This window comes from Arcobacter sp. F155 (genome assembly GCF_004116455.1).
Lineage (GTDB): Bacteria > Campylobacterota > Campylobacteria > Campylobacterales > Arcobacteraceae > Halarcobacter.
On the sequence record NZ_PDJU01000016.1, the window covers coordinates 17,837 to 39,758 of the forward strand.

Genomic DNA, 21,922 nt, shown 5'->3' on the forward strand with positions numbered 1-21,922 from the left:
TGTTTTAGATAATAGGTAAGATGTATTTTTCTATTAAGAAGTAAGTTCCACTAGTAGCAATACCAGCAGCAAGTCCAGCTACGATGTCATCACCCATAACACCCCAACCACCTTTTACATTTTTATCAATTCTTCCTATAACAGAAGGTTTCCAAATGTCAAAGACTCTAAAGTATACAAAAGCAATAGGAGCTAAGTAATACATATTTTCAGCTGTAATACCACAAATAGAAAGGGCAATCCACATACCAGCAAGTTCGTCAATAACAATCTCTTTGCTATCATGCTCACCAATTTCTTTTTCATATTTATTTATTTCTCTTACAGCTATTACTGAGATTAAGAAGGCAAGTAAGAACATAGTTGACTCTGGAATATATTGTAATAATAAAACACCTAAGATAAGAGCTACAAAGCTTCCTACTGTACCAGGTGCTTTTGGGCTTAAGCCACTATAAAAAACAGTTAAAAATAGTTTTCTCATTACTTCTTCTTCTCTATTCCAAGTTTCTTTCTCTTTTCCCAAAGAGATTTTCTTGAGATACCAAGTTTTTTAGAAAGTTCAGTATCAGGGTATTTTGTTTGATATGATAAAACCATCATTTTTACATAATCATTTATTGTCATAATATTGTTTGTCATAAGAAGGCTATCTTCTTTTTCAAACTCTAATTTAGTATAAGGGAACTCTTCTTCTTTTTCTAAAGATACAATAATACATTTCTTATCTTCAATAAGTTTATTTAGGTTCTCTTTTGCACTCTTTTTAAGACTATGGTAGTCAGTTAAATATAAAACTCCACTAAACTTTTCATTTACTCTTTTTTGCCAATTATCAGAGCTAAGAGAAACAAATTTCATTTGTAAATCAAGTTTTCTAACTAATTCAAAAGCTAGTTTATCAGCACTGATTTGTGAGTTAGTTTCAATAAGTGTTGGAAATGATGTTGGCAATACATGGCTACTAGTATCCACTTCTTCAAATTGGAAGTTAAGGTAATCTCTTAGTGTCTGTAGCTCTTTTCTAATAGATTTACACTCTCTATAGTGATAGATTTTTCTTACAAGCTCATCCATAATAAATGGCTTCATAATATAATCTTTCGCACCCTCTTTGATTGGGTCAGTAACAGTTTCGTCTGAAATATATGATACAAGAAGTAAAATAATTGAGTCGCTATATCTTCTAATGATTGTTTTACATAAAGCAGCAGGTAGTGAAGTAGAAAGTAAAATAATATCGTAATCTTTTGTAAGATTATCAATGTTTGGTGATTCTACAAAGTCACAATTATGTCCGTCATCTAATAGTCTAGAGACAACTTTTTGGGCGAGGTAAATTTCGCTTTCAATAATCAGTATATTCATTTTTTCGTCCAGTCATAGTATTTTAAAGTTGCAATTGATTGTACTGCAACTCCTTCTTTTCGTCCTATAAATCCAAGTTTTTCAGCAGTTGTTGCTTTTATATTTACAAATTGCTTTTCTAAGTTTAGTAAAGAGGCAATAGTTTTTTTGATTTCATTTTTATATGGATTTATTTTTGGTTGTTGAGCAATTATTGTTAAATCAACATTAACTATCTCATATCCTACATTATAAATAAATTTTACAATTTCTTGTAAAAGAATTTTTGAGTCTATATCTTTAAACTCTTGGTCTGTATCAGGGAAAAATTCACCAATATCTCCAGCTCCACAAGCTCCTAATAGAGCATCAATAACAGAGTGAATTAAAACATCTCCATCACTATGCGCTTTAAAACCATATGGAACATCAATATTTATTCCACCAAGATACATTTTTTTGTTTTCTTCAAAGGGGTGAATATCATATCCAGTACCAGTAAAAAAGTTTTGGCTTGGTGCTTTTAGACATGATAATTCTTTTAAATCATCTCCAAAAGTTAGCTTTTTACTTTTTATTGAACCTTCTACATAAAAAACAGAACCACCATTAGCTTTTATAGCTGAACTGTCATCTGTAAACTCTTCTTCTGTTTCTAAAGCAGCTTTTAGAACAGTAGTTTTTGATAGTTGTGGTGTTTGGATAAGTTTAACATTATCTCTATTTATTGTTTCTTCATTGTAGATAACTGTATCACTCACCTTTAAAGTAGGTACTATACAATCAGCTTTTTCTTTTGAATCAATTAATGAAGTAATAACATTTTCAGGAATACAAGCTCTAGCCACATCAGTAACCATCACATATTCAGAATCAACATTTTCAAGAGAGTTTTTCATTGATTGTTGTCTAGTGTCTCCACCTGCAATAAACTCATAATCATCACTAAAGTTTTGCATATAGTTTAGTTCATCTTTAGAAGATGTGACGATTACCTTATTAAATTTATATAGATTATCGAGTCTTTTTGTAACAAAAAGCCAAAGTGGTTGATTGTCTATCCTAAGCCACTGTTTTTTTGTTTGAAGCCCGAATCTTGTGGAGTTCCCAGCACATAATACTATAAGCGTTACATTCGACACAAGGCCCCTTTGAGTAAAAAAGTTACAAATTATACTTTAATGTAACTTATGAAATCTTAAAGATCTTCTTCTAGTTTATATTTAATAGATTCGATTGCTTTTTCTAAAGTTTCTGCCTCAAAGCCATACTCTTCTGCTTTGTTTAATGCTCTTTGGATATTAGAATCTGAAAGTGGATTTTTTATATCAGCAAGTATTTTTACTATCTCTAATATCTTCACTTTTTTAAGATACTCTTTTGGACAGTTTTCTAAGTCTTCTACAAAACCAATTGAGAAGATAAGGTTATGACTTAAGTTCCAGTGTTTAAAAATATTTGCAGTAATTCTTGCACATGAATAACCAACAAACTCTTTTTCTACACTTGATAGGTTTTTTGTTATAGCAATTTGTTCTTGGAATTCTTCTTTTTGTTTATTTTCTGTGATAATATCAGAAATAATAAACTTTCCAGTCTCTTGTAAAAAAGCTGGTAATAGTAAGTCTTCTTTTAAGTCTTTATCAATTTTTGCAACCCAAGTGTTAATAATATTTGAAGCTAAGTTACATGAGAACATAAAGTCATCAGTAGAAGCACTGTAGGCATTAAGGTCAGTTTGAATTAGATTTTGAATAACAGAACCTAAAGCAATAGAAATTGTAAAGTTAACACCTAAAAGTGAGATAGCACGACTAGGAGTTTCTACTTCACTTACAAATCCAAACATAGCAGAGTTTGCAACTCTTAAAACAGTAGTAATAATTAATGGGTCTTTTTCTATTATCTTTAATAAGTCTAGAGGCTCTTTAGTTGGCATTTTTCTAAACTCTTCTAATTCTAAAACCGAATTAGGTAAAGGTGGCAAAGAGTCAATTTTTTCTACTATTAACTGTTTCATTATCAATCCTGGAAATCAATTTTTTTTATCATATCAATTAATTGTTTATACTCATCTGTATCAAGTTCCAATAAAATCAACTTTTCTGTGAGTAAATTGTGATTTGTTATTTTTTTAATATAATTTTTACTAGCTATAAAATCCCTTAAAAATAGAATCTCCAGATTTTTAATAGTATCTTTTTTAGTATCCTCTTCAATAGGAAAGTTATCAATGTAAAATTCAGTAATATTTTTAAACTTATTATCCTCAAAATCATCAAAACTCTTATATTTATAAATTTTATGAATAAGTGTAAGAATTAAAAATGAAGCATTGTTCTTTAAAATAGCTAATTCTATGTCTTTATTTGTAAACTCTTTATGTCCAAAATCAGAAGCTAAACTTAAATCATAACCATGGAACATCTTTTCTAGGTTTAGAAAATATTTTTCAAAAGTATAATCTAATGGATAGGCATTAATATCATGATAATGAATATGAGAGAAATAATAAAGTTGTTCTCCTATTAGATTATTTAAGATATTTATATGCTTTACGTCTAAAGGAATAGTTAGTTTTAACATGTTTTTTGATTCTTTTAGAATTTGAAAGAAGTTATCTATATTAGGAATTTTATTCTTATCATTAACAAAAGTATTACAAAGCTCTGTAAAAACTTTTATAAGTAAGGTATAAAGCTTAAACTCTAGCTCAAATCTTTCTTTATCTTCATTAAAACTTTTTTTCAATAAGTCTTCATAAAATCTAAATACCTTAGCTATTTCATCTAAGTTATAATCATCAATATTTTTAATTGAAAAACTATTATCAAATGTAAGCTTATCTATTAATTCTAAAAGTTTTATATCATCGATAATAGCACTATTAAGTATAGTTTTAAGGTTTACTTTTGAATGTTCATAAAGTGTTGTTAGATTTTCGCTACTTTTCATGTTAACCTTAAATCGTTAGTTGGATTATTATAATCAAATACACCTTACATAATTAATAAATTAAAATAGTTGTTTTAATTAAGTTTCTATAATATAAATTTGATATAATCACCCTAAATTATTACATAGGATTTTTATATGAGAGACTGGTTAGACAATCATAAAGATGATGAAGTAAGAACACAGATGTATTATGCCAAAAGAGGTATTATTACTCCAGATATGGAGTATGTAGCAAAAGTAGAAAAAATTGAACCTGAACTTGTAAGAGATGAGATTGCAAGAGGAAGATTAATTATTCCTGCAAATGTTAATCATAAACATTTAAAGCCAATGGCTATTGGTATAGCATCTTCTTGTAAGATTAATGCAAATATTGGATCATCTGCATTAGCATCAGATATTGCTGGTGAGATTGAGAAAGTTGATGTATGTCTAAAACATGGTGCAGATACTATTATGGATTTAAGTACAGGTGGAGATTTAGATTCAATTAGAAAAGCTGTTATTGAGCACTCAACAGTTCCAATTGGTACAGTACCAATTTATCAAATCTTACATGATGTAAAAGATAAAATTGAAGATTTATCTATTGATGTTATGTTAGATGTTTTAGAAAAACAAGCACAACAAGGTGTTTCATACTTTACAATTCATGCTGGTTTCCTTTTACAGTTTATGCCACATATTGCAAAAAGAAAAATGGGAATCGTTTCAAGAGGTGGTTCTTTAATGGCTGCATGGATGATGCACTACCATAAAGAAAATCCATTCTATGATGCATTTGATGATATTTTAGATATTTGTAGAAGATATGATGTATCTTTATCTTTAGGTGACTCTTTAAGACCAGGGTGTCTTGCAGATGCATCAGATGAAGCACAATTATCAGAATTAAAGATTTTAGGTGAATTAACGCTTAGAGCTTGGGAAAAAGATGTTCAAGTTATGATTGAAGGACCAGGTCACGTTCCATTAAATCAAATTGAAAGAAATATGAAACTTGAAAGAGAGTATTGTCATGAGGCACCTTTCTATATCTTAGGACCACTTACAACTGATATTGCTGCTGGTTATGACCACATCTCTTCTGCAATTGGTGCAGCTGTTGGTGGATGGCATGGAGCTAGTATGCTTTGTTATGTAACTCCGAAAGAACACTTAGGATTACCAAATGCAAATGATGTAAGAGAAGGTATTATCGCATATAAGATTGCAGCTCACTCTGCTGATATTGCAAGAGGAAGAAAAGGTGCAAGAGATATTGATGATGAAATGTCAGATGCAAGATATGCCTTTGATTGGAATAAACAGTTTGAATTATGTTTAGACCCTGAAAGAGCAAAAGAGTATCATGATGAAACTCTTCCTCAAGATGTATTTAAAGAAGCAGAGTTCTGCTCAATGTGTGGACCAAAGTTTTGTTCATATAAAATCACACAAAAGATTGTAAAAGATCATGGTGATAAGATTGAAGCGACTGCTACAGCTTAGTATTTTTTAATAAAATATGAGATATAAAAAAGGTCAAGTTTTTTTTACTTGACCTTTTTTTATTAATGATTTCAATTAAGACAAAAATTATCCTATTTGAAATATAATATCGTGAAAATTTAAGAAATAAAAAATAAGGTTCCTAAAAATAGGGGCTATTTATAAGGAAAATATATGGCAAATATAGCTGATATAAAAGCAGAGTTATCAAAAGTTATATATCCAGGTTTCCAAAAATCAATTGTTGATTTTGGTTTCGTAAAAGATATTCAAGTTGATGCTGATGATGCCTGTACAATACTTTTAGATATTACTTCAAGTGCAGAAGATGTTTCTTCTAAACTAGAAGAAGATATTTCAAAAGTTTTAAGTGCAATTGGTGTTACAAATGTAAATTTAAAAATTTCTAAGCCAGAAGCTCCAAAACAACAAAGTAATAGTACAAGTGGAAGTAATATCGCTCCACAAATCAAAAACTTTGTAATGGTAAGTTCAGGAAAAGGTGGAGTTGGTAAATCAACTACTACTGTAAACTTAGCAATTGCAGCTGCAATGCAAGGTAAAAAAGTTGGTATCTTAGATGCTGATATTTATGGACCAAATATTCCTAGAATGATGGGTGTAAATGGACTTGAAGTTGAGGTAGTTGGAAATAAAGCTAAACCTTTTAATGCCTTTGGTGTTGCTGTAATGTCAATGGGTTCTTTAATGGAAGAAGGTCAATCTCTAATTTGGAGAGGGGCTATGATTATGAAGGCTATTCAACAACTATTAAGAGATATCCTTTGGGAAGATTTAGACATCTTATTTATTGATATGCCTCCAGGAACTGGTGATGCACAATTAACTCTTGCTCAAAGTGTACCTGTAACATGTGGTATTAATGTTACTACTCCTCAACATGTAGCACTTGATGATTCAAGAAGATCTTTAGATATGTTCCAAAAACTTCATATTCCTATTGGTGGAATTGTTGAAAATATGAGTGGATTTATTTGTCCTTCATGTAATACAGAATCTGATATCTTCGGACAAGGAACTTGTGAAGATTTAGCAGACCAATATAATACGCAGGTATTAGGATTACTTCCAATTGAACCTGCAATTAGAGAAGGTGGAGATGCTGGTAAACCAGTAGTTTACTTCAATCCTGAATCTGAATCAGCAAAAAGATATATGATAGCTGCAGAAAAACTAATTAACTTTGTAGATGAAAATGAAGATAAAGCAGAAAATGCTTCTATTCAACCAACTACAAATGGTGTATCTGCTTGTTCTACAAGTGGTGCAGCAGCTTCTCAAACTGAGCAAAAACAAGAGTCTTCATCTGGTGGATGTGGAACTGGTTGTGGTTGTCACTAAATAAAAAGAGCTTTTGCTCTTTTTATTCTTTCTTGTCGTTTTTATACAATTAATTAATTTCCCTTTTTTATATACTTCTTAAAAAAGGAGTTTATATGAAAAAAATACTTGTACTACTAGCCCATGATGATTTAGAAAAATCTCTTGTAAATAAAAGAATCAAAGAAGAACTAAGCTGTGAAGAAAATGTTCTTTATAAAGATTTAAATGAACTATATCCTGACTATAATATTGATGTTAAAAAAGAGCAAGAAGACTTAAAAAATATCTCAAAAATTGTATTTCAATTTCCAATGTATTGGTATAGTGCACCAGCACTATTAAAAAGATGGGTTGATTCTGTTTTAGAGTATGGTTATTCTTATATCATAAATGAAAAAGGTGACTTTGAAGCCTTAGCTTTAAAAGGTAAAAAGTTTCAAACTCTTGTTTCAATGGGAGCAAAAGAGGAATCATTTTATGGTGAAGATAGATTGAGTGTGAAAGAGTGTTTAAACTCATATTTTTATACAATGGAAATGTTAGGTACAAAAAAAATAGAACCTTCATTTATCTATGGTTTAGGTTATGGTGATATTGAAGAAGAAAGACTTCAATCTTATATTCAAGAAGTAAAAGAAAAGGTATTAGAAAACTAGTGGCATATTTTAATAAAGAGTTAGATGAAATAGGTTTTAAACTTTATGAACCATGTGAAAAACTAAAGCCTTATATTTTAAACTATTGGAAAATAGAAGCAAATCTTAGTGAAAAAAGAAGCTTGAAAATACTAACTGACGGGAGTTTAGGATTTGTAATAAATTTTGCAAATCCATTCTTCTTGGAAGTAAATCAAAAGCAAATGCTGTGTAGTTCAACAGTAACCTTAATGGGGCAAACGAAATCTCCAACAATCATGAATTTTAACAATAAGATTGAAGCCTTTGGTATTAGGTTTAATCCAGCAGGAGCATATAGATTTTTTGATGAGGAGCTTTCTAGTTTTCAAGATAGAAATATAGATTATAAAGACTCTTTTTGGAATTTTATGGAACTTTTTGAGAAGCAAAAAATATGTGAAGAACAAAGAGTTAAACTATGTGATGAGTTTTTATTAGAAAGATTAGCTTTATCAAAAAAAGAAAACTCAAAATATACTTTTGAAATTATTGATTTAATAAATAAAAGAAAAGGTGATATTTCAGTTGAAGAGTTAAGTTCGTATTTTGATATTTCTGTAAGACAAATTGAAAGAATATTTAAAAAAGAATTAGGACTAACTGTAAAACTTTTTATTCGAATAATAAGGCTTCGAAATACAAGGGATAAAATAAGTTCATTAAAAGTGGATACCTTAACTAATACAGCTTATGATAATGGTTTTTTTGATCAAGCACATTTTATCAAAGAGTTTAAATCTTTTATGAGTGAAACACCAAAAAACTATTACTCAAATAAACTTCAAATGGCAAAAGAGCTTAACTACAAAAAGTATAAAGCCTAGTCGTTTTTTTACAATTAAAAATATACTCTTTTTACTAGAATTCATAAAAAAGGATATTTATGAATTTATTACTAAATGAAAAACTTATTTTACTCTATGCAAGACTATTTTTAGCTTTTAGTTTTTTATCAGCAGTAGCGGATAGATTTGGTTTCTGGGGAAGTGTAGGAGAAGAGGGAATTGCTTGGGGAGATTTTCAATCTTTTATTGAATATGTAGCTTATTTAAATCCATTTTTATTTGACTCTTTGATTCCTTCTCTTGCATATGTTGTAACAGCATTAGAAATCATTTTAGCTCTTTTTCTTATCTTTGGTATATATTTAAAGGAAAGCTCTTTTATAAGCTTTATTATGCTTTTATTATTTGCATTGGCTATGAGTTTTACTTCTAGTATAAAAGTAGCATTTGATTATTCTGTTTTTAGTGCAAGTGGCTTAGCATTGTTACTTTTTTTAATTTATTACAAAGAAAAGAATAAATTAGCATAAGAAGTTTTTAATTTACTGAAAAATTATTATAAACTATAAATAAAGACAAAAGGAGCTAAGAAATGTTTTTAACTGAGATTTTTATATTTGTTGTAGTTGGTTTATTAGCTTTTATGGGAGCTAGTTTTGTGGTAAAACACTTTATTAGAAAGAAAGAGAAGAAAGCCTAGCTTTTAGCTTAGGCTAGTTTTCTCTTGAGTTTTTTTCTTCAATTCCAGATAATCCAAATCTTCTAGAAAGCTCTTGTTTTACTCTATCTGGATTAATTCCTTTACTTGAAAGGGCAACTAAACTATGATATAGTAAATCAGCTGCTTCATAGATAATCTCTTCTTCATCATTATCTTTAACAGCAAATGTAAATTCACCTGCTTCTTCTACAATCTTTTTAAGCATAGAGTTCTCTTTACCTTGTAAAAGTTTTGCAGTATATGATTTTGAAGGGTCATCATTTTTTCTTGATTCAATTACATGGTATAGAGTATCAATTACACCATAGGCATTTGTAGTATTTACTTCTACATCAAGTTTAATTTCATCATTTTCTAAATCAGTAAAGAAACATGATTTTCTTCCTGTATGGCAAGCAACACCATTTTGGTTTACTTTCAATAAAATAGTATCATTATCACAATCAACCATTGTAGAAACAACTTCTTGTGTATGTCCAGAGCTTTCACCCTTTTTCCATAGTCTTTGTTTACTTCTACTAAAGTAATGAGCTTGTTTTGTTTCAAGTGTTAGTTTTAATGCTTCTTCATTCATATATGCAAGCATTAGTACTTCATTACTAGTTGCATCTTGTGTAATAACAGGAATTAATCCATCCATCTTTTGCCAATCTATTTTATCTACCATACTCATTTTCCCTTTTTTGTCACTAAATATTAAAACTTTTTACCAAGCTCAACTTCTATTTTATCTATAGATTTTGTTTCATTATTTATATCAAAATTACTTTTTATATTGATATCTTCTTCTTTTGAAGGATCAATAGGTTCATTAGTAGGTTTTGAATTATTCTTATAAGTAATGATTCCTTTTTTTACTTTGGGAGCATTATCTATTTTATTTTTAACTTCTTCATATACATTTGAGTTGTTTTGATAGTAGTTATTCTCTTTTGGAAGTTCTGTATTAAGTTCTTTTTTTATTTCTATATTTGAGTAGTCTACATTATTTTCAGCTTTTAAAGCTAGAAAAAGTAAACCTAATAATAATATATATTTCATGTTTGTTCAAAATAAGAAGTAAAAATACTTCTTATTTCCTTTTATTTATTAATTGCGCTATCTCTTGACTTATCTTTAGTGTCAACCCAGATATTTGGAGTTGAACCACCAGGTGTTAAGAAAATCTTAGCATCTTTGTTTTCTCTAAGAGCTTCGTTAAATTTACCTTGAACTTCAATTTGTTGCATATGAAGTAAGTTTGGAGTTAATGATTTAGCAATTGCTTTATTTGCAGCAGCTTGCGCTTTTGCTTCAATAGTTACAGCATCTGCTCTACCTTGTGCTTCAATTCTGTTTTTGTCAGCCTCACCCTTTGCAAGTGCAGCTTTTTTCTCAGCTTCTTGCTTAGCTCTTAAAACTTCATATCTTACTCTTTCAGATTCTTGGTTAGCAATTTGAACTCTCTCGATTTGCTCTTTAATTTTTGTAGGAAGAACGATTTCTCTTAATTGAACAGACTCAACTGTTACAGGAGTACCTTCTAAAGACTCAATTTGAGTTCTAATTCCATTTTCAATTAAAGTTGCAATTTCATTTCTTCTTGTTGGAAGTTCTTCTGCGTTAAATCCACCAACAACGTTTCTTACAATATTTCTAACAACTGGGTTAACGATTTTATCTTCCCATGCTGGTCCCCAAGTTGCAATAGTAACTGGTGCTCCTGCTGCTGTAAGTCTATATTGAGTTGTTAATTCAATTGAAACTGGTAAACCTCTTGCATCAAGAATATTAATTGCTGGGTTTAATTTGATACTTTGGTCAAAACCTGCACTACCACTTGTTTCAACAGATGCATAGTTAATAAGTCTTACTTTTGTATCAACTACAATAACCTTTTGGAATACTGGAATATATAAGTGGAAACCAGGATTTAATGGTCTATCTTCATATTTACCTGTTGTAACTTTGATACCTACTTGACCAGATTCAATAATTACAAATGGTTTAAAAATAAATAGTGCAGCTAAGATGATAATAACTGCGTAAATTAGACCAGCTTTTTTACCAAAGTTTTTAAAAAACTCAGGTGGCTCAAAAGGAGGTTGGTAGTTACCACCTCCACCGTTATTAGAGTTGTTACCCTTATTTTGTTGTTGTCTATTTTTAAAATAGTCGTTATCTATTGGCATAAATTACCCTTTTTTGTTTTAGTTAATATAAGTTAAATACTTTTCATACTTTTCATTCTTACCTTGAACAGCGTCAAAGTAAGCAGTCTGTAAGGCTTCAGTAATTGGACCTCTTTCACCAGCTCCAATAATTCTACAATCAATTTCTCTAATAGGAGTTACTTCAACAGCAGTTCCTGTAAAGAAAGCTTCATCTGCGATATAAACTTCTTCTCTTGTAAGTCTTCTTCTTACAACTGTATACCCTAAGTCTTCAGCTAAATCAATAACTGTAGCTTGAGTAATAGACTCTAATGAGTTATCATTTGGAGGAGTAATAATAACACCATCTCTTACGATAAAGAAACAAGCACCAGATGCTTCAGCAATATAACCTTGGTCATCTCTTAATAAAGCTTCGTCATAACCAGCTTCAACTGCTTCAAATTTTGCCATTTGAGAGTTTAAGTAGTTAGCAACAGCCTTTGCTTTTCCCATACCAGAAGTATTTGAGTTTCTAGTCATAGATGCGATTTTAACTCTAACACCTTTTTTAAGACCTTCTTCTCCTAAGTATGCTCCCCATTCCCATGCAGAAACAGAAACATTTACAGGTGCATCTTTATGATACAGACCCATAACACCGTAACCTAGATAAACTAGTGGTCTAATGTATGCTCCCTCAAATAATTCATTTTTTTGTAATAGTTCAACTTGAGCATCATTTAACTCATCTGCAGAAAAAGGAACATCAATAAGAGTCATTTTAGAAGAGTTAATTAATCTTTTAGTGTGCTCTTCTAGTTTAAAGATAGCACATCTTCCATCATGTGTTTTATAAGCTTTAGTACCTTCAATTGCACCATTCCCATAATGCAATGTGTGACTTAATACATGAACTTTTGCGTCATGCCAATCAACAAATTTCCCATCCATCCAGATGTATTTTGCTTCTGTCATTTATCCATCCCTATAAATAAAGTAATTGTTTTCAAGTTACTTTTTGATTTTTGTCTGATAGTTTATCCAAGCTTGCTTTAAATTAAAGTGAATGATTGTTTTTACCTCTACAACTAATAATTATATTAAACTAATGTGAATTTAACATGGAGTTTTTTTAAGAATATTTTCTTTTTAATTTGATATTATCCAAATAAAAAATTAAAGGTAATGTTATATGTCTCAACAAGAGTTTTGGAACAGTAAATTTTCAAGAGATGGATATCTTTATGGATTAAAGCCAAACAGTTTTATAGCAAGTAAAGTAAAACTTTTTAAAAGAGCTGGAAAGATTTTATGTTTAGGTGAAGGGGAAGGTAGAAATGCAATTTTCTTAGCCAAAAGAGGTTTTGATGTAACTGCAATTGATGCTTCTGATATTGGTCTTTCAAAATTAGAGCAAAGAGCAAAAGAAGAGGGCTTAAATATCAAGACTATGTGTCTAGACTTAAATGAGTGGGAAGCTGAAGAAAAATATGATGCAATAGTCGCTTCTTATTTACATATGTACGAAGAAGATAGAGCAAAACTGTTTGAAAATATTGATGAGTCATTAGCTTCTGGAGGTGTATTTGTAGGAGAGTTTTTCTCTGTAAATCAGTTAAACTTTTCAAGTGGTGGACCAAAGGATGAAAAACTTTTATACAAAGTAGAAGATTTTAAAAACCATTATGCTTTTTCAGATGCAGATATAAAAGAGCAAATCACTATTTTAGATGAAGGAAAAGGTCATCAAGGTGAAGCTAGTGTTATAAGAGTTTTACTTTCTGATAATTAAAAATTTATAATAAACCCTTTAGCTTTAATAAAAAATTTAATATTTAATAACTACAATTATGAAAATTATTATCAATAAGGAAATAGTTATGAATATTAAAAAAGTTCTAATAGGGTTTATTTTTCTTGCAGTTACAAGTTTAAGTGCCCATGAATTTTGGGTAGACTCACAAAACAATACAACACCTTCTTTTAACATTGGATATGGTCACGACTTTCCAAAGCTAGAAAAAATAGCAGAAGATAGAGTAGATATTTTTGAAGCTTTAAAAATAACAGGTGAAAAAAAGACCCTTGAATTAAAAAGAAGTTCTAGTGCTAACTATAATTATGAATTAAATCAAAAACTTGAAAATGGCTCATATATTTTATCAGGGGTTTATAAACCAACTTACTGGACAAAAGATGAAAACTTCAAGTGGTTTAAAGGTAAAGCAAAAGATGAGATTTCTACAAAAGCAACATATTGTGAAAAAGCACACTTAGAAGCTAAAAATGTATTTTCTATAGGGAATAAATATAGTGATATTATTACAAAACCTATTGGACATAAATTAGAAATAATACCTTTATCTAATCCAAAAGATTACAAAGTAGGAGAACCTTTTAAGGTAAAAGTTTTATTTAAAAACAGACCTTTAAAAGTATCAGTAGTTAAGGCAACTTTAGAAGGATATTTAAAAGGCAAATATGCTTATTATGGAAGAACTGACTTAAGAGGAGTTACGGAAATATTGCCACTTAAAGCAGGTAAGTGGTTAGTAAAAGTAGAAGTAGAAAAAGAGTTAAAAGATAATACAAAATGCGATAAAGAGATAAATGTTGCAACATTAACTTTTGATATAAAAGAGTAAGTTTTAGTTTAAAGAGTTTGAATGTTAGAGTATTATAAAGAGATCTCTTACTATTTACTAAGACTTACAAAAGATAAAGATTTAGCAAGGGATCTTACTCAAGAAACCTATGCTAAAGCTTTAGAGATAGATAAAAAAGCTGAAAAGACTACTATTCAAAAAGCATATCTATATAAAATAGCTTATAGTCTTGTGATAGATAAGGCTAGAAAAAATAAAAAAATATCCTATACAAGTTTCGAAGAAGAACAATATTCAATCCCTAAAAAAGAGTGTCCAGAAGAAATTTTAAGTGATGAAAAAAGAGAACAAAAATTAAAAAAATGTATTAGTACTCTTTCAAAGAGAAACAAACAGGCTTTTGTTTTACACGTTTATAAAGGGCTTACACGAAAAGAGATTTCTGAAATCATGGGAATAAGTGTAAATGCTGTAGAAAAAAATATAACAAGAGCAACATTGAAGATAAAAGAACAAATGAAGAAAGAGTATTAATGGATTTATTAGAAGAGATAGATAAAAAAGCAATAGCTTGGATAATAAAAGAGAAAGAAGGCTTAAATAAAAAAGAGGAAAATGATTTAAAGGTCTGGTTGGAAAATAAAACCCACAAAAAATCATATGATGAAAATAAAAAGCTTCTTTTTGACTGTAAAAGTTTAGATGATAAGTTTATAGATGAGCTTTGTATTGAGTTTAATGAAAAGCATAAAAAAATAAATATATTTCAAAAAAGTAAATATCTTGCTGCATCTATAGTAGCCTTAGTATTTTTATCATTTTTCTTTTTGCAAGAGAGTAATAGAGTACTCTTTTCTAAAGAGTTTATTAGTAAAAATGAAAAGATATTAAATATTGCATTAGAGGATAACTCTTTGATAGATTTAGACGTAAAATCTAAACTAAAAGTTGAATACTATAAAGATAAAAGAGTTAGAAAAAGCATTAGAAGAACTTCTAGTAGGAACAGGTTTAGAAGCAGTTTTAAATAAAAATACAATTATCATCAAAGAAAAAAAGAGTAACACCTCTTCAAAAGAGTCTGATAATCTAGGTGAAGTAAATGTAACTGAAAGCCTACAAACTAAAATGGCTAATAAAAATTTTTCAAGTGATGCAAATTTAGGATTATTTGGTGAGTCAAATATAAAAGATGTTCCACTGTCAGTGGTTACTTTTACTAAAGATAGTATTAAAAATAATCAAGCTAGACAATTAAGTGATTTGATTACACAAGACTCTTCTGTACGAAGCTCAGGAGCATATGGAGATAATGCTGAATCATTTTATTTAAGAGGTGTTCCTTTAGGAGATTGGAATCAAGGGGAATATGCTTTTGATGGTATATATGGTGTGGCTCCAAACTACAAAGTGCCCACTGATCTTTTTGATGCAGTATCTGTAGTAAAAGGACCAAGTACAATTCTTTTTGGGATGTCTCCAAAAGGAAATACAGGTGGAGCTATAAACTTAGTTCCTAAAAGAGCATATAAAGACTCAAATGAGATTGAGTTAAGATATACAAATGATTCAAGACCAGGAATTGCAACTGATATCTCAAGAAGATTTGGAGAAGATAAGCAATTTGGTGCAAGGCTAAATTTAGCCTATGACAACGGTGACTCAGTAATTGATAATTTAGAGAGTGAAGCATTTAGTGGGTCTTTAAGTCTTGACTATATAGCTGATAACTTTATTACAAGTTTAGATTATATTTCAACTTTTGAAAATATTGATGCTCCTTTTAGAAGATTGTATATAGCTGATGGAGTAGATTTAGCAAGTGCACCTGATAATGATTTTAACTTAGCTCAAGATTGGGAATACTCAAAGGCGGATGAAAATCTAGCTTTATATAAGTTTGATTACTTTTTTAACGAAGATACTCAAGTTGGTTTTTATTTAGGTGGTGGTCAATCTGATGTGGATAGATTATTTCAAAAAGGAGCAGTACTTCAAAACTCAAATGGTGATGTAAAAACAAAGTTTAGTAAAGGGACATTTGATGTTTCAAGGTTTACATATGGAATAAAAGCAAACACATCATTTAAAACAGGAAGTTTAAATCATAGAATTAATTTTGATGCATCTTCTTATGAGGGAAAAGTTAAAACTAGAGTAAATACAGATTCAACAAATTATGATAGTAATATTTATAATCCTACAAAGATTTCAAAAGTTGATTTAACTTTACCCGATGAAAAAAGAACAGATACTATTTTAGAGTCTTTTGCTATCTCAGATACTATTTCAAATGAAGCAGAAGATATTAGATTTACTTTTGGAGGAAGATATCAAAATGTAGAATCTATAAATTACAATACTTCTGGTGATAAAACAAGCCATTATGATGATTCAAGGCTTTCTCCTTTTGTTGGACTTGTTTATAAACCTCTTGATGATTTAAGTTTATATGCAAGCTATTCACAAGGCTTAAGTGCAGGACAAAATGCTCCTTCTGGAAGTACTAATGAAGGTGAATCTTTAAAGCCATATAAGACAACTCAAATAGAAGTAGGTGCAAAATATAACTACAATAATATTGATTACTCTTTAGCTTTATTTGATATGGAAAGAAAGAAAGGTGAATCAGGAGCTGATAATACTTATGCTTCAACTATGAAGTTGCAACATAGAGGTATTGAGATTTCTGCTTTTGGAAAATTAACTGAGACAGTTAGATTCTCTTCTGCATTAACATATATGAAAACAAAAATTAAAGAGACTGAACAAACTTATGCAAATGATGAGGTAGGTGGTGCTCCAGAGCTTTTAGCAAATATAGGGCTTGATGTTGATATTCCTTTTGTAAAAGGCTTATCTTTTGGAAACTATTTAATTTATAGTGATGAACAATATGTAAGAGATGGTTCAACTGTAAAACTTCCTTCTTGGACAAGATGGGATATGGGATTAAAGTATGAAACTAAATATAATGGAAATGATTTAACTGTTATGTTTGATGTGGATAATGTGACAAATAAAGCTTATTATGAAGGTGCTTCTCAATGGGGACATATATCATCAGGAGAGCCAAGAGTATTTAGTTTAAGTCTAAATTACAAATTCTAAAACTAAGAAAGTAGGGCTCTGCTCTACTTTTTTACAACTAAGTTGCATTTCTTTTTTACTTTTATTGCTTAACAACTTTTTAACCATAATTTAAATACACTATCTACTATTTATAAACCAAAAAAACAAAGATAATAAGAAAAAATGATAGACATAAAAAAACTAATAGAAGAAAAAGTTATAATTATTGATGGAGCTATGGGGACACAACTTCAAATAGCAGATATCAAAGATGAGTACTGGTTACATGAAGGGATTAATTTAGAAGGTTGTAATGAGCTTTTAAATTTAACTGCACCTCATGTTTTAGAAGGTATCCATGATGCATATGCTGAATCTGGAGCTGACTTTATTACTACAAATACTTTTGGTTCTATGCCATGGGTTTTAGATGAGTATGATATTCCACAAACTTCATATGAGCTTTCACGTCTTGGTGCCGAGCTTGTTAAAAAGTCTTGTGATAAGTATTCAACTCCTGAAAAACCAAGATTTGTATTAGGTTCTATTGGGCCTGGAACAAAGCTTCCTTCTTTAGGGCATATCACATATGATGAGATGTTTGAAGGTTATAAAATCATGGCACAAGGTTTAGTTGATGGTGGAACAGATGTGTTCTTACTTGAAACTTGCCAAGACCCTTTACAAATCAAAGCTGGACTTCATGCTCTTAAAGCAGTAGCACCAGAAACTCCTATTATGGTATCTGTAACAATTGAGCTTAGTGGTACTATGCTTATTGGAACAGATGCGATGACAATTGCAGCTATTATGGAGCCATTTAATATTTTATCTTTAGGATTTAACTGTGGTACTGGACCAAAACAAGTACATAAGCATGTAAAAACTTTAAGTGAAGTATGTAAGTTCCCAATTTCTGTTCACTCAAATGCAGGTCTTCCTCAAAATAGAGGTGGACAAACTTATTATCCAATGCAACCAAAAGAGTTTACAGAACTAACAAAAGAGTTTTTAGATTTTAATGGAGTATCTTTCTTAGGTGGTTGTTGCGGTACAACTCCTGAGCATATTGAAGCTTTAGTAAAATCAGTAGAAGGAATAGTTCCTAAAAAACCAAGTGGATTTTTAAAAGCCTCTTTAGCATCACTTTTTAATACAGTTCCTTTAAAGCAAGACCCCGCACCACTTTTAATTGGTGAAAGATCTAATGCAACTGGTTCTAAAGCCTTTAGAGAACTTCTTAAAGCAAATGATTATGAAGGTACTTTATCAGTAGGTCAACAACAAGTAAGAGCTGGAGCTCATGTTATTGATGTTTCTGTTGGATTTGCAGGTAGGGATGAAACAGGAGATATGGATAAAGTAGTATCTTTATATTCTCAAAAAGTTTCACTTCCTTTAATGCCTGACTCAACACAAGTTCCAGCACTTGAAGCTGCTTTAAAACAAATTGGTGGAAGATGTATTATCAACTCAGTAAACCTAGAAGATGGGGAAGAGAAGTTTGATGCTGTTTGTTCTTTAGCTAAGAAATTTGGTGCAGCACTTGTTTGTCTTGTAATTGATGAAATTGGTATGGCAAAAAGCTTTGAGAGAAAACTTGAAGTAGCAGAAAGAATCTATGATTTATGTGTAAATAGACATGGATTTAAACCTGATGATTTAGTATTTGATATGCTTACATTTACTATTGGTTCAGGGGATGATGAGTATAGAACTGCAGGTATTGAAACTCTTGAAGCAATTAAAGAGTTCCAAATAAGACACCCAGAAGTGGGAACTACTCTTGGACTTTCTAATATTTCATTTGGACTTGACCAAAAAGCAAGAGTATATTTAAACTCTATTTATCTTGACCATTGTGTAAAAGCTGGTTTAACATCTGCTATTGTAAATGTTAAACACATCTTACCACTAAATAAAATCTCTGATGAAGATAGAAAAGCTTGTGATGATTTAATCTTCAATAATCAAGAAGATGGTGACCCACTATTTAAGTTTATCGAGCACTTTGCAAATGTTGGTGATATGGAAGAGCAAAGTGATGAAGAGTATCAAAAACTAGAACCAATTGACAAAGTTAAAAAGCTTCTTTTAGATGGTGATAAAGATAGAATGTTACCACTAGTTGAAGAGTTAAGACATGAAGTAAACCCAGAAATTATAGTAAATGAATGGCTAATTGATGGAATGAAAGTTATTGGGGAACTGTTTGGTTCGGGTCAAATGCAGTTACCATTTGTACTTCAAAGTGCAGAGACTATGAAAGCAACAGTTGATGCTTTAAACCCATATTTACCAAAAGAAGAGAAAGCAAGTGAGACAGTATTAGTACTTGGAACTGTAAAAGGTGATGTTCATGATGTTGGTAAAAACTTAGTTGATATTATTCTTTCAAATAATGGATTTAAAGTAATCAATATTGGTATCAAAGCTGATTTAAATGACTTTATCATAGCTGTTAAAGAACACAAAGCTCAAGCAATAGGTATGAGTGGTTTACTTGTAAAATCAACTGCTGTTATGAAAGAAAACCTTGAAGAGCTACAAAAGCAAGGTATAGATATTCCTGTACTTCTTGGTGGAGCTGCACTTACAAAAGGTTTTGTAAATGATTATTGTAGATCAATCTATGATGGTCCAATTTTCTATTGTAGAGATGCTTTTGATGGTGTTGTATCAATGCAAAGAATTGAAGAGGGGGACTTAGAAAATACGGCACTTGCTGCTGATTTAGTTGATGAAGAAGAGATTGCTAGAAAAGAAGAAAAAGAAGTAGTTATCAATGAAGAAGATATCGTTCTTCCAGAAGCAGGGCAATTTACATTCCCTCCACTTTGGGGAAGAGTTGCTTTAGATAATAAAGCTATTGATAAAGATTTAGTATTTAAATGGATTAACCATAGAGTTTTATTTAGACAAAGATGGGGATATAAAAGAGCAAAACAATCAAAAGAGAAGTTCTTAGACCATGAAAAAAATGTGGTTGAACCTATTTATGAGAGATTAAAAGAAGAGTTTATTGAAAAAGAACTTTTTGACCCAATTGCTATTTATGCTTATTATCCTTGTATTTCAAAGGGTAATAAACTATATATTTTCTCTGAAGAGTATGCTTTCCATTCAGAAGAAGAAGCAAAAAATATACCACCATTAGAAAAAGCAATAAAAGTAATGGAGTTCCCAAGACAAAGAAAGAAACCTCATAGATGTATAGCTGATTTCTTTGCAAATGATAGACTTGATGTAGTTGCCTTTACTTTTGCAAGTGCAGGATTAAAGCTTAGTCCTTATGAAGCAGAACTTTATAAAGATAGTAAGTTTACAGAGTATTATCAAGTACATGGATTAGGTGTTGAGTTAGCAGAAGCCTTAGCAGAGGTTTTACACAAGCAAGTAAGACTTGACCTTGATATTGTTCCAAAAGAAGGAAATACTTTACATGATGTTCAAATGAAACAGTATATAGGTTGTAGATACTCTCCTGGATATGCAGCTTGTCCTGATTTAGAACAAAGTAGAGATATGTTTGATTTATTAAAACCAGAAGAGTTTGGAATAGAACTAAGTGAGACATTCCAAATTCATCCAGAACAATCAACGTGTGCAATTGTAGTGCCTCACCATAAAGCAAATTACTACAATGTATAATATAAAGAAATCTTAGATAAAATGATTTCAATTATAAAATAGGAAAACAAATGCCTCATAGAGAAAAAACGATTAAAGATAGAGTATTAGACTTTGTTTATATTTTATCAAAACAACCGATTTTATTAAGAGATTTACTAGATGCAAATAGACAGTACAATGAAGGTATGCATGTAGACCCAGCAAGATTAGGTTTTAGATTAAAACTTGGACGAGCTTATTTTATGTATATTATGATTGTATTAGCAATTATTGTGCCTATTTCTGCAATATTACATAAACCCTTAGCAAATATTGACCCTCATATCTCTATCTTAGGGGCGATGGTTATTACAGCTGTGATTTTTATTGGTTTTAATTTTTTTAGAGCTAGACTTAGAGATGAAATTACAAAAAGACAAATCAAGAAATCATGGAGACTTAGATTTCCATACTTCTCATATGAAGAGTATAATCAAAAAATCGAAGAAATCTATGAGCAAGCTATCAAAGAAGAAATTTCTAAAAAAGATTTAGAAAGATATATCTTAGATAATCTTGTAGAAGATTAATCATAAAGGGCTTTTAGCTCTTTATTTCTTTCCTGTTTTAACTGCATATCAATATACTTAGCTTCCATATCTTTTTTATTTTTAATTGCAATTGTTTGTTTCATTTTTCCAGTAGGATTTACTTCATAAATCTCAAAACCAGCTTCATATAAAGATAGTCTTACATTGCTTGCTATTGAATAAGTGGTTACCACTGCATTTTCATTTGTTATAGAAAATAGCTCAGTGAAGTACTCAACTGTCCAAAGCTCACCATTAACTTCAGAGCTAAAAGCATCTTGGTATACTATATCTAGATTATCAAGTGTTTTTATGTATTTTCTTGCATCACCTATGAAAAGTTCTATTTGTATCTTTTCATCTTTGTATTCTTTTGTTTCAAGAAGTTCTTTTATGATATGAGATATCTTTTCAAACTCTTGTGGAAATTCAAACTCTTTTAATGACTCAATTAGTTTATAATGCCACTAAAAGTCAAGACAACTATTTCGTAATTTAAATTCCACCTATCTCTGTATCGTTATGCAACATTTTTCATCTGATTTAAATAAACATTCATTGGCTTGTCATAACCTAATGCTGAA

At 30.2% G+C, this 21,922-nt stretch carries 22 protein-coding genes; 12 read left to right on the forward strand and 10 right to left on the reverse strand.

Annotated features, from left to right (window positions below; all coding sequences use genetic code 11):
- Positions 1 to 4: 4 nt before the first annotated feature.
- From CRV03_RS13550 to CRV03_RS13570, 5 genes are read right to left on the reverse strand one after another with little or no spacing between them, the layout of a single operon-like run.
- On the reverse strand, positions 5 to 484 hold the full coding sequence (locus tag CRV03_RS13550; protein WP_129085702.1) for a phosphatidylglycerophosphatase A: 480 nt from the start codon (positions 482 to 484) through the stop codon (positions 5 to 7).
- Positions 484 to 1,368, reverse strand: a complete 885-nt coding sequence (locus CRV03_RS13555; RefSeq protein ID WP_129085682.1) for a response regulator — start codon at positions 1,366 to 1,368, stop codon at positions 484 to 486. The genes CRV03_RS13550 and CRV03_RS13555 overlap by 1 nt, the downstream gene beginning before the upstream one ends.
- The gene (locus CRV03_RS13560; RefSeq protein WP_129085683.1) at positions 1,365 to 2,489 is read right to left on the reverse strand and encodes a bifunctional 2-C-methyl-D-erythritol 4-phosphate cytidylyltransferase/2-C-methyl-D-erythritol 2,4-cyclodiphosphate synthase; all 1,125 of its coding nucleotides are present in this window, start codon (positions 2,487 to 2,489) and stop codon (positions 1,365 to 1,367) included. The genes CRV03_RS13555 and CRV03_RS13560 overlap by 4 nt, the downstream gene beginning before the upstream one ends.
- Positions 2,490 to 2,545: 56 nt before the next feature.
- On the reverse strand, positions 2,546 to 3,367 hold the full coding sequence (locus CRV03_RS13565) for an HDOD domain-containing protein (protein WP_129085684.1): 822 nt from the start codon (positions 3,365 to 3,367) through the stop codon (positions 2,546 to 2,548).
- Between the two features lie 2 nt (positions 3,368 to 3,369).
- Positions 3,370 to 4,302 carry a hypothetical protein gene (locus CRV03_RS13570; protein ID WP_129085685.1) on the reverse strand — a complete coding sequence of 311 codons (933 nt, stop codon included), beginning with the start codon at positions 4,300 to 4,302 and terminating at the stop codon, positions 3,370 to 3,372.
- Positions 4,303 to 4,440: 138 nt separating this feature from the next.
- On the opposite strand from CRV03_RS13570, the gene thiC reads away from it, so the two are divergent.
- The 5 genes from thiC (at position 4,441) to CRV03_RS13595 (ending at position 9,132) form a co-directional block, all read left to right on the forward strand.
- Complete coding sequence (gene thiC, locus CRV03_RS13575; protein WP_129085686.1) at positions 4,441 to 5,796, forward strand: phosphomethylpyrimidine synthase ThiC; 1,356 nt, start codon at positions 4,441 to 4,443, stop codon at positions 5,794 to 5,796.
- A gap of 174 nt (positions 5,797 to 5,970) precedes the next feature.
- On the forward strand, positions 5,971 to 7,158 hold the full coding sequence (locus CRV03_RS13580) for an Mrp/NBP35 family ATP-binding protein (RefSeq protein ID WP_129085687.1): 1,188 nt from the start codon (positions 5,971 to 5,973) through the stop codon (positions 7,156 to 7,158).
- A 95-nt stretch (positions 7,159 to 7,253) separates the two neighbouring features.
- A complete protein-coding gene (locus tag CRV03_RS13585) occupies positions 7,254 to 7,796 on the forward strand; it encodes an NAD(P)H-dependent oxidoreductase (protein ID WP_129085688.1) in 543 nt (180 codons plus the stop codon).
- Complete coding sequence (locus CRV03_RS13590; RefSeq protein WP_129085689.1) at positions 7,796 to 8,641, forward strand: helix-turn-helix domain-containing protein; 846 nt, start codon at positions 7,796 to 7,798, stop codon at positions 8,639 to 8,641. The genes CRV03_RS13585 and CRV03_RS13590 overlap by 1 nt, the downstream gene beginning before the upstream one ends.
- A 59-nt stretch (positions 8,642 to 8,700) precedes the next feature.
- Positions 8,701 to 9,132 carry a MauE/DoxX family redox-associated membrane protein gene (locus CRV03_RS13595; RefSeq protein WP_129085690.1) on the forward strand — a complete coding sequence of 144 codons (432 nt, stop codon included), beginning with the start codon at positions 8,701 to 8,703 and terminating at the stop codon, positions 9,130 to 9,132.
- A gap of 183 nt (positions 9,133 to 9,315) precedes the next feature.
- Here the strand turns inward: CRV03_RS13595 and hisIE are convergent, their stop codons facing one another.
- The 4 genes from hisIE to CRV03_RS13615 are packed head-to-tail and all read right to left on the reverse strand — an operon-like array spanning position 9,316 to position 12,433.
- Complete coding sequence (gene hisIE, locus CRV03_RS13600; protein ID WP_129085691.1) at positions 9,316 to 9,996, reverse strand: bifunctional phosphoribosyl-AMP cyclohydrolase/phosphoribosyl-ATP diphosphatase HisIE; 681 nt, start codon at positions 9,994 to 9,996, stop codon at positions 9,316 to 9,318.
- Between the two features lie 23 nt (positions 9,997 to 10,019).
- A complete protein-coding gene (locus CRV03_RS13605) occupies positions 10,020 to 10,364 on the reverse strand; it encodes a hypothetical protein (protein WP_129085692.1) in 345 nt (114 codons plus the stop codon).
- Positions 10,365 to 10,405: 41 nt separating this feature from the next.
- Positions 10,406 to 11,494 carry a prohibitin family protein gene (locus tag CRV03_RS13610; protein ID WP_129085693.1) on the reverse strand — a complete coding sequence of 363 codons (1,089 nt, stop codon included), beginning with the start codon at positions 11,492 to 11,494 and terminating at the stop codon, positions 10,406 to 10,408.
- 18 nt (positions 11,495 to 11,512) lie between these two features.
- A complete protein-coding gene (locus CRV03_RS13615; protein ID WP_129085694.1) occupies positions 11,513 to 12,433 on the reverse strand; it encodes a branched-chain amino acid transaminase in 921 nt (306 codons plus the stop codon).
- Between the two features lie 217 nt (positions 12,434 to 12,650).
- Between CRV03_RS13615 and CRV03_RS13620 the strand changes: the two genes are divergently transcribed.
- The 7 genes from CRV03_RS13620 (at position 12,651) to CRV03_RS13650 (ending at position 21,338) form a co-directional block, all read left to right on the forward strand.
- Positions 12,651 to 13,250, forward strand: a complete 600-nt coding sequence (locus CRV03_RS13620) for a cyclopropane-fatty-acyl-phospholipid synthase family protein (protein WP_129085695.1) — start codon at positions 12,651 to 12,653, stop codon at positions 13,248 to 13,250.
- Positions 13,251 to 13,338: 88 nt separating this feature from the next.
- The gene (locus tag CRV03_RS13625; RefSeq protein WP_164968671.1) at positions 13,339 to 14,103 is read left to right on the forward strand and encodes a DUF4198 domain-containing protein; all 765 of its coding nucleotides are present in this window, start codon (positions 13,339 to 13,341) and stop codon (positions 14,101 to 14,103) included.
- Between the two features lie 21 nt (positions 14,104 to 14,124).
- Positions 14,125 to 14,598: an RNA polymerase sigma factor gene (locus CRV03_RS13630; RefSeq protein WP_129085697.1), complete on the forward strand. Its 474-nt coding sequence runs from the start codon at positions 14,125 to 14,127 to the stop codon at positions 14,596 to 14,598.
- Positions 14,598 to 15,095, forward strand: a complete 498-nt coding sequence (locus CRV03_RS13635) for a hypothetical protein (RefSeq protein WP_129085698.1) — start codon at positions 14,598 to 14,600, stop codon at positions 15,093 to 15,095. Before CRV03_RS13630 ends, CRV03_RS13635 begins: the two co-directional genes overlap by 1 nt.
- A complete protein-coding gene (locus CRV03_RS13640) occupies positions 15,013 to 17,175 on the forward strand; it encodes a TonB-dependent siderophore receptor (protein ID WP_129085699.1) in 2,163 nt (720 codons plus the stop codon). The genes CRV03_RS13635 and CRV03_RS13640 overlap by 83 nt, the downstream gene beginning before the upstream one ends.
- Positions 17,176 to 17,319: 144 nt before the next feature.
- Complete coding sequence (gene metH, locus CRV03_RS13645) at positions 17,320 to 20,787, forward strand: methionine synthase (RefSeq protein ID WP_129085700.1); 3,468 nt, start codon at positions 17,320 to 17,322, stop codon at positions 20,785 to 20,787.
- Between the two features lie 50 nt (positions 20,788 to 20,837).
- Positions 20,838 to 21,338, forward strand: coding sequence for a hypothetical protein (locus CRV03_RS13650; RefSeq protein WP_129085701.1), 501 nt, complete (start codon positions 20,838 to 20,840; stop codon positions 21,336 to 21,338).
- Here CRV03_RS13650 and CRV03_RS13655 read toward each other — a convergent pair.
- Entirely contained in the window at positions 21,335 to 21,790 is a 456-nt protein-coding gene (locus CRV03_RS13655) for an MnmC family methyltransferase (RefSeq protein ID WP_309109196.1), read from the reverse strand. The two genes, CRV03_RS13650 and CRV03_RS13655, sit on opposite strands and share 4 nt — an antisense overlap.
- Positions 21,791 to 21,922: the final 132 nt, after the last annotated feature.

What these genes read in the sequence shown, in the direction of transcription:
- CRV03_RS13550 (WP_129085702.1), bottom strand. Translation starts at nt 484, where the DNA reads ATGAGAAAACTATTTTTAACTGTTTTTTATAGTGGCTTAAGCCCAAAA.
- CRV03_RS13555 (WP_129085682.1), bottom strand. Translation starts at nt 1,368, where the DNA reads ATGAATATACTGATTATTGAAAGCGAAATTTACCTCGCCCAAAAAGTT.
- CRV03_RS13565 (WP_129085684.1), bottom strand. Translation starts at nt 3,367, where the DNA reads ATGAAACAGTTAATAGTAGAAAAAATTGACTCTTTGCCACCTTTACCT.
- CRV03_RS13570 (WP_129085685.1), bottom strand. Translation starts at nt 4,302, where the DNA reads ATGAAAAGTAGCGAAAATCTAACAACACTTTATGAACATTCAAAAGTA.
- thiC (WP_129085686.1), top strand. Translation starts at nt 4,441, where the DNA reads ATGAGAGACTGGTTAGACAATCATAAAGATGATGAAGTAAGAACACAG.
- CRV03_RS13580 (WP_129085687.1), top strand. Translation starts at nt 5,971, where the DNA reads ATGGCAAATATAGCTGATATAAAAGCAGAGTTATCAAAAGTTATATAT.
- CRV03_RS13585 (WP_129085688.1), top strand. Translation starts at nt 7,254, where the DNA reads ATGAAAAAAATACTTGTACTACTAGCCCATGATGATTTAGAAAAATCT.
- CRV03_RS13595 (WP_129085690.1), top strand. Translation starts at nt 8,701, where the DNA reads ATGAATTTATTACTAAATGAAAAACTTATTTTACTCTATGCAAGACTA.
- hisIE (WP_129085691.1), bottom strand. Translation starts at nt 9,996, where the DNA reads ATGAGTATGGTAGATAAAATAGATTGGCAAAAGATGGATGGATTAATT.
- CRV03_RS13605 (WP_129085692.1), bottom strand. Translation starts at nt 10,364, where the DNA reads ATGAAATATATATTATTATTAGGTTTACTTTTTCTAGCTTTAAAAGCT.
- CRV03_RS13610 (WP_129085693.1), bottom strand. Translation starts at nt 11,494, where the DNA reads ATGCCAATAGATAACGACTATTTTAAAAATAGACAACAACAAAATAAG.
- CRV03_RS13615 (WP_129085694.1), bottom strand. Translation starts at nt 12,433, where the DNA reads ATGACAGAAGCAAAATACATCTGGATGGATGGGAAATTTGTTGATTGG.
- CRV03_RS13620 (WP_129085695.1), top strand. Translation starts at nt 12,651, where the DNA reads ATGTCTCAACAAGAGTTTTGGAACAGTAAATTTTCAAGAGATGGATAT.
- CRV03_RS13625 (WP_164968671.1), top strand. Translation starts at nt 13,339, where the DNA reads ATGAATATTAAAAAAGTTCTAATAGGGTTTATTTTTCTTGCAGTTACA.
- CRV03_RS13630 (WP_129085697.1), top strand. Translation starts at nt 14,125, where the DNA reads ATGTTAGAGTATTATAAAGAGATCTCTTACTATTTACTAAGACTTACA.
- CRV03_RS13635 (WP_129085698.1), top strand. Translation starts at nt 14,598, where the DNA reads ATGGATTTATTAGAAGAGATAGATAAAAAAGCAATAGCTTGGATAATA.
- metH (WP_129085700.1), top strand. Translation starts at nt 17,320, where the DNA reads ATGATAGACATAAAAAAACTAATAGAAGAAAAAGTTATAATTATTGAT.
- CRV03_RS13650 (WP_129085701.1), top strand. Translation starts at nt 20,838, where the DNA reads ATGCCTCATAGAGAAAAAACGATTAAAGATAGAGTATTAGACTTTGTT.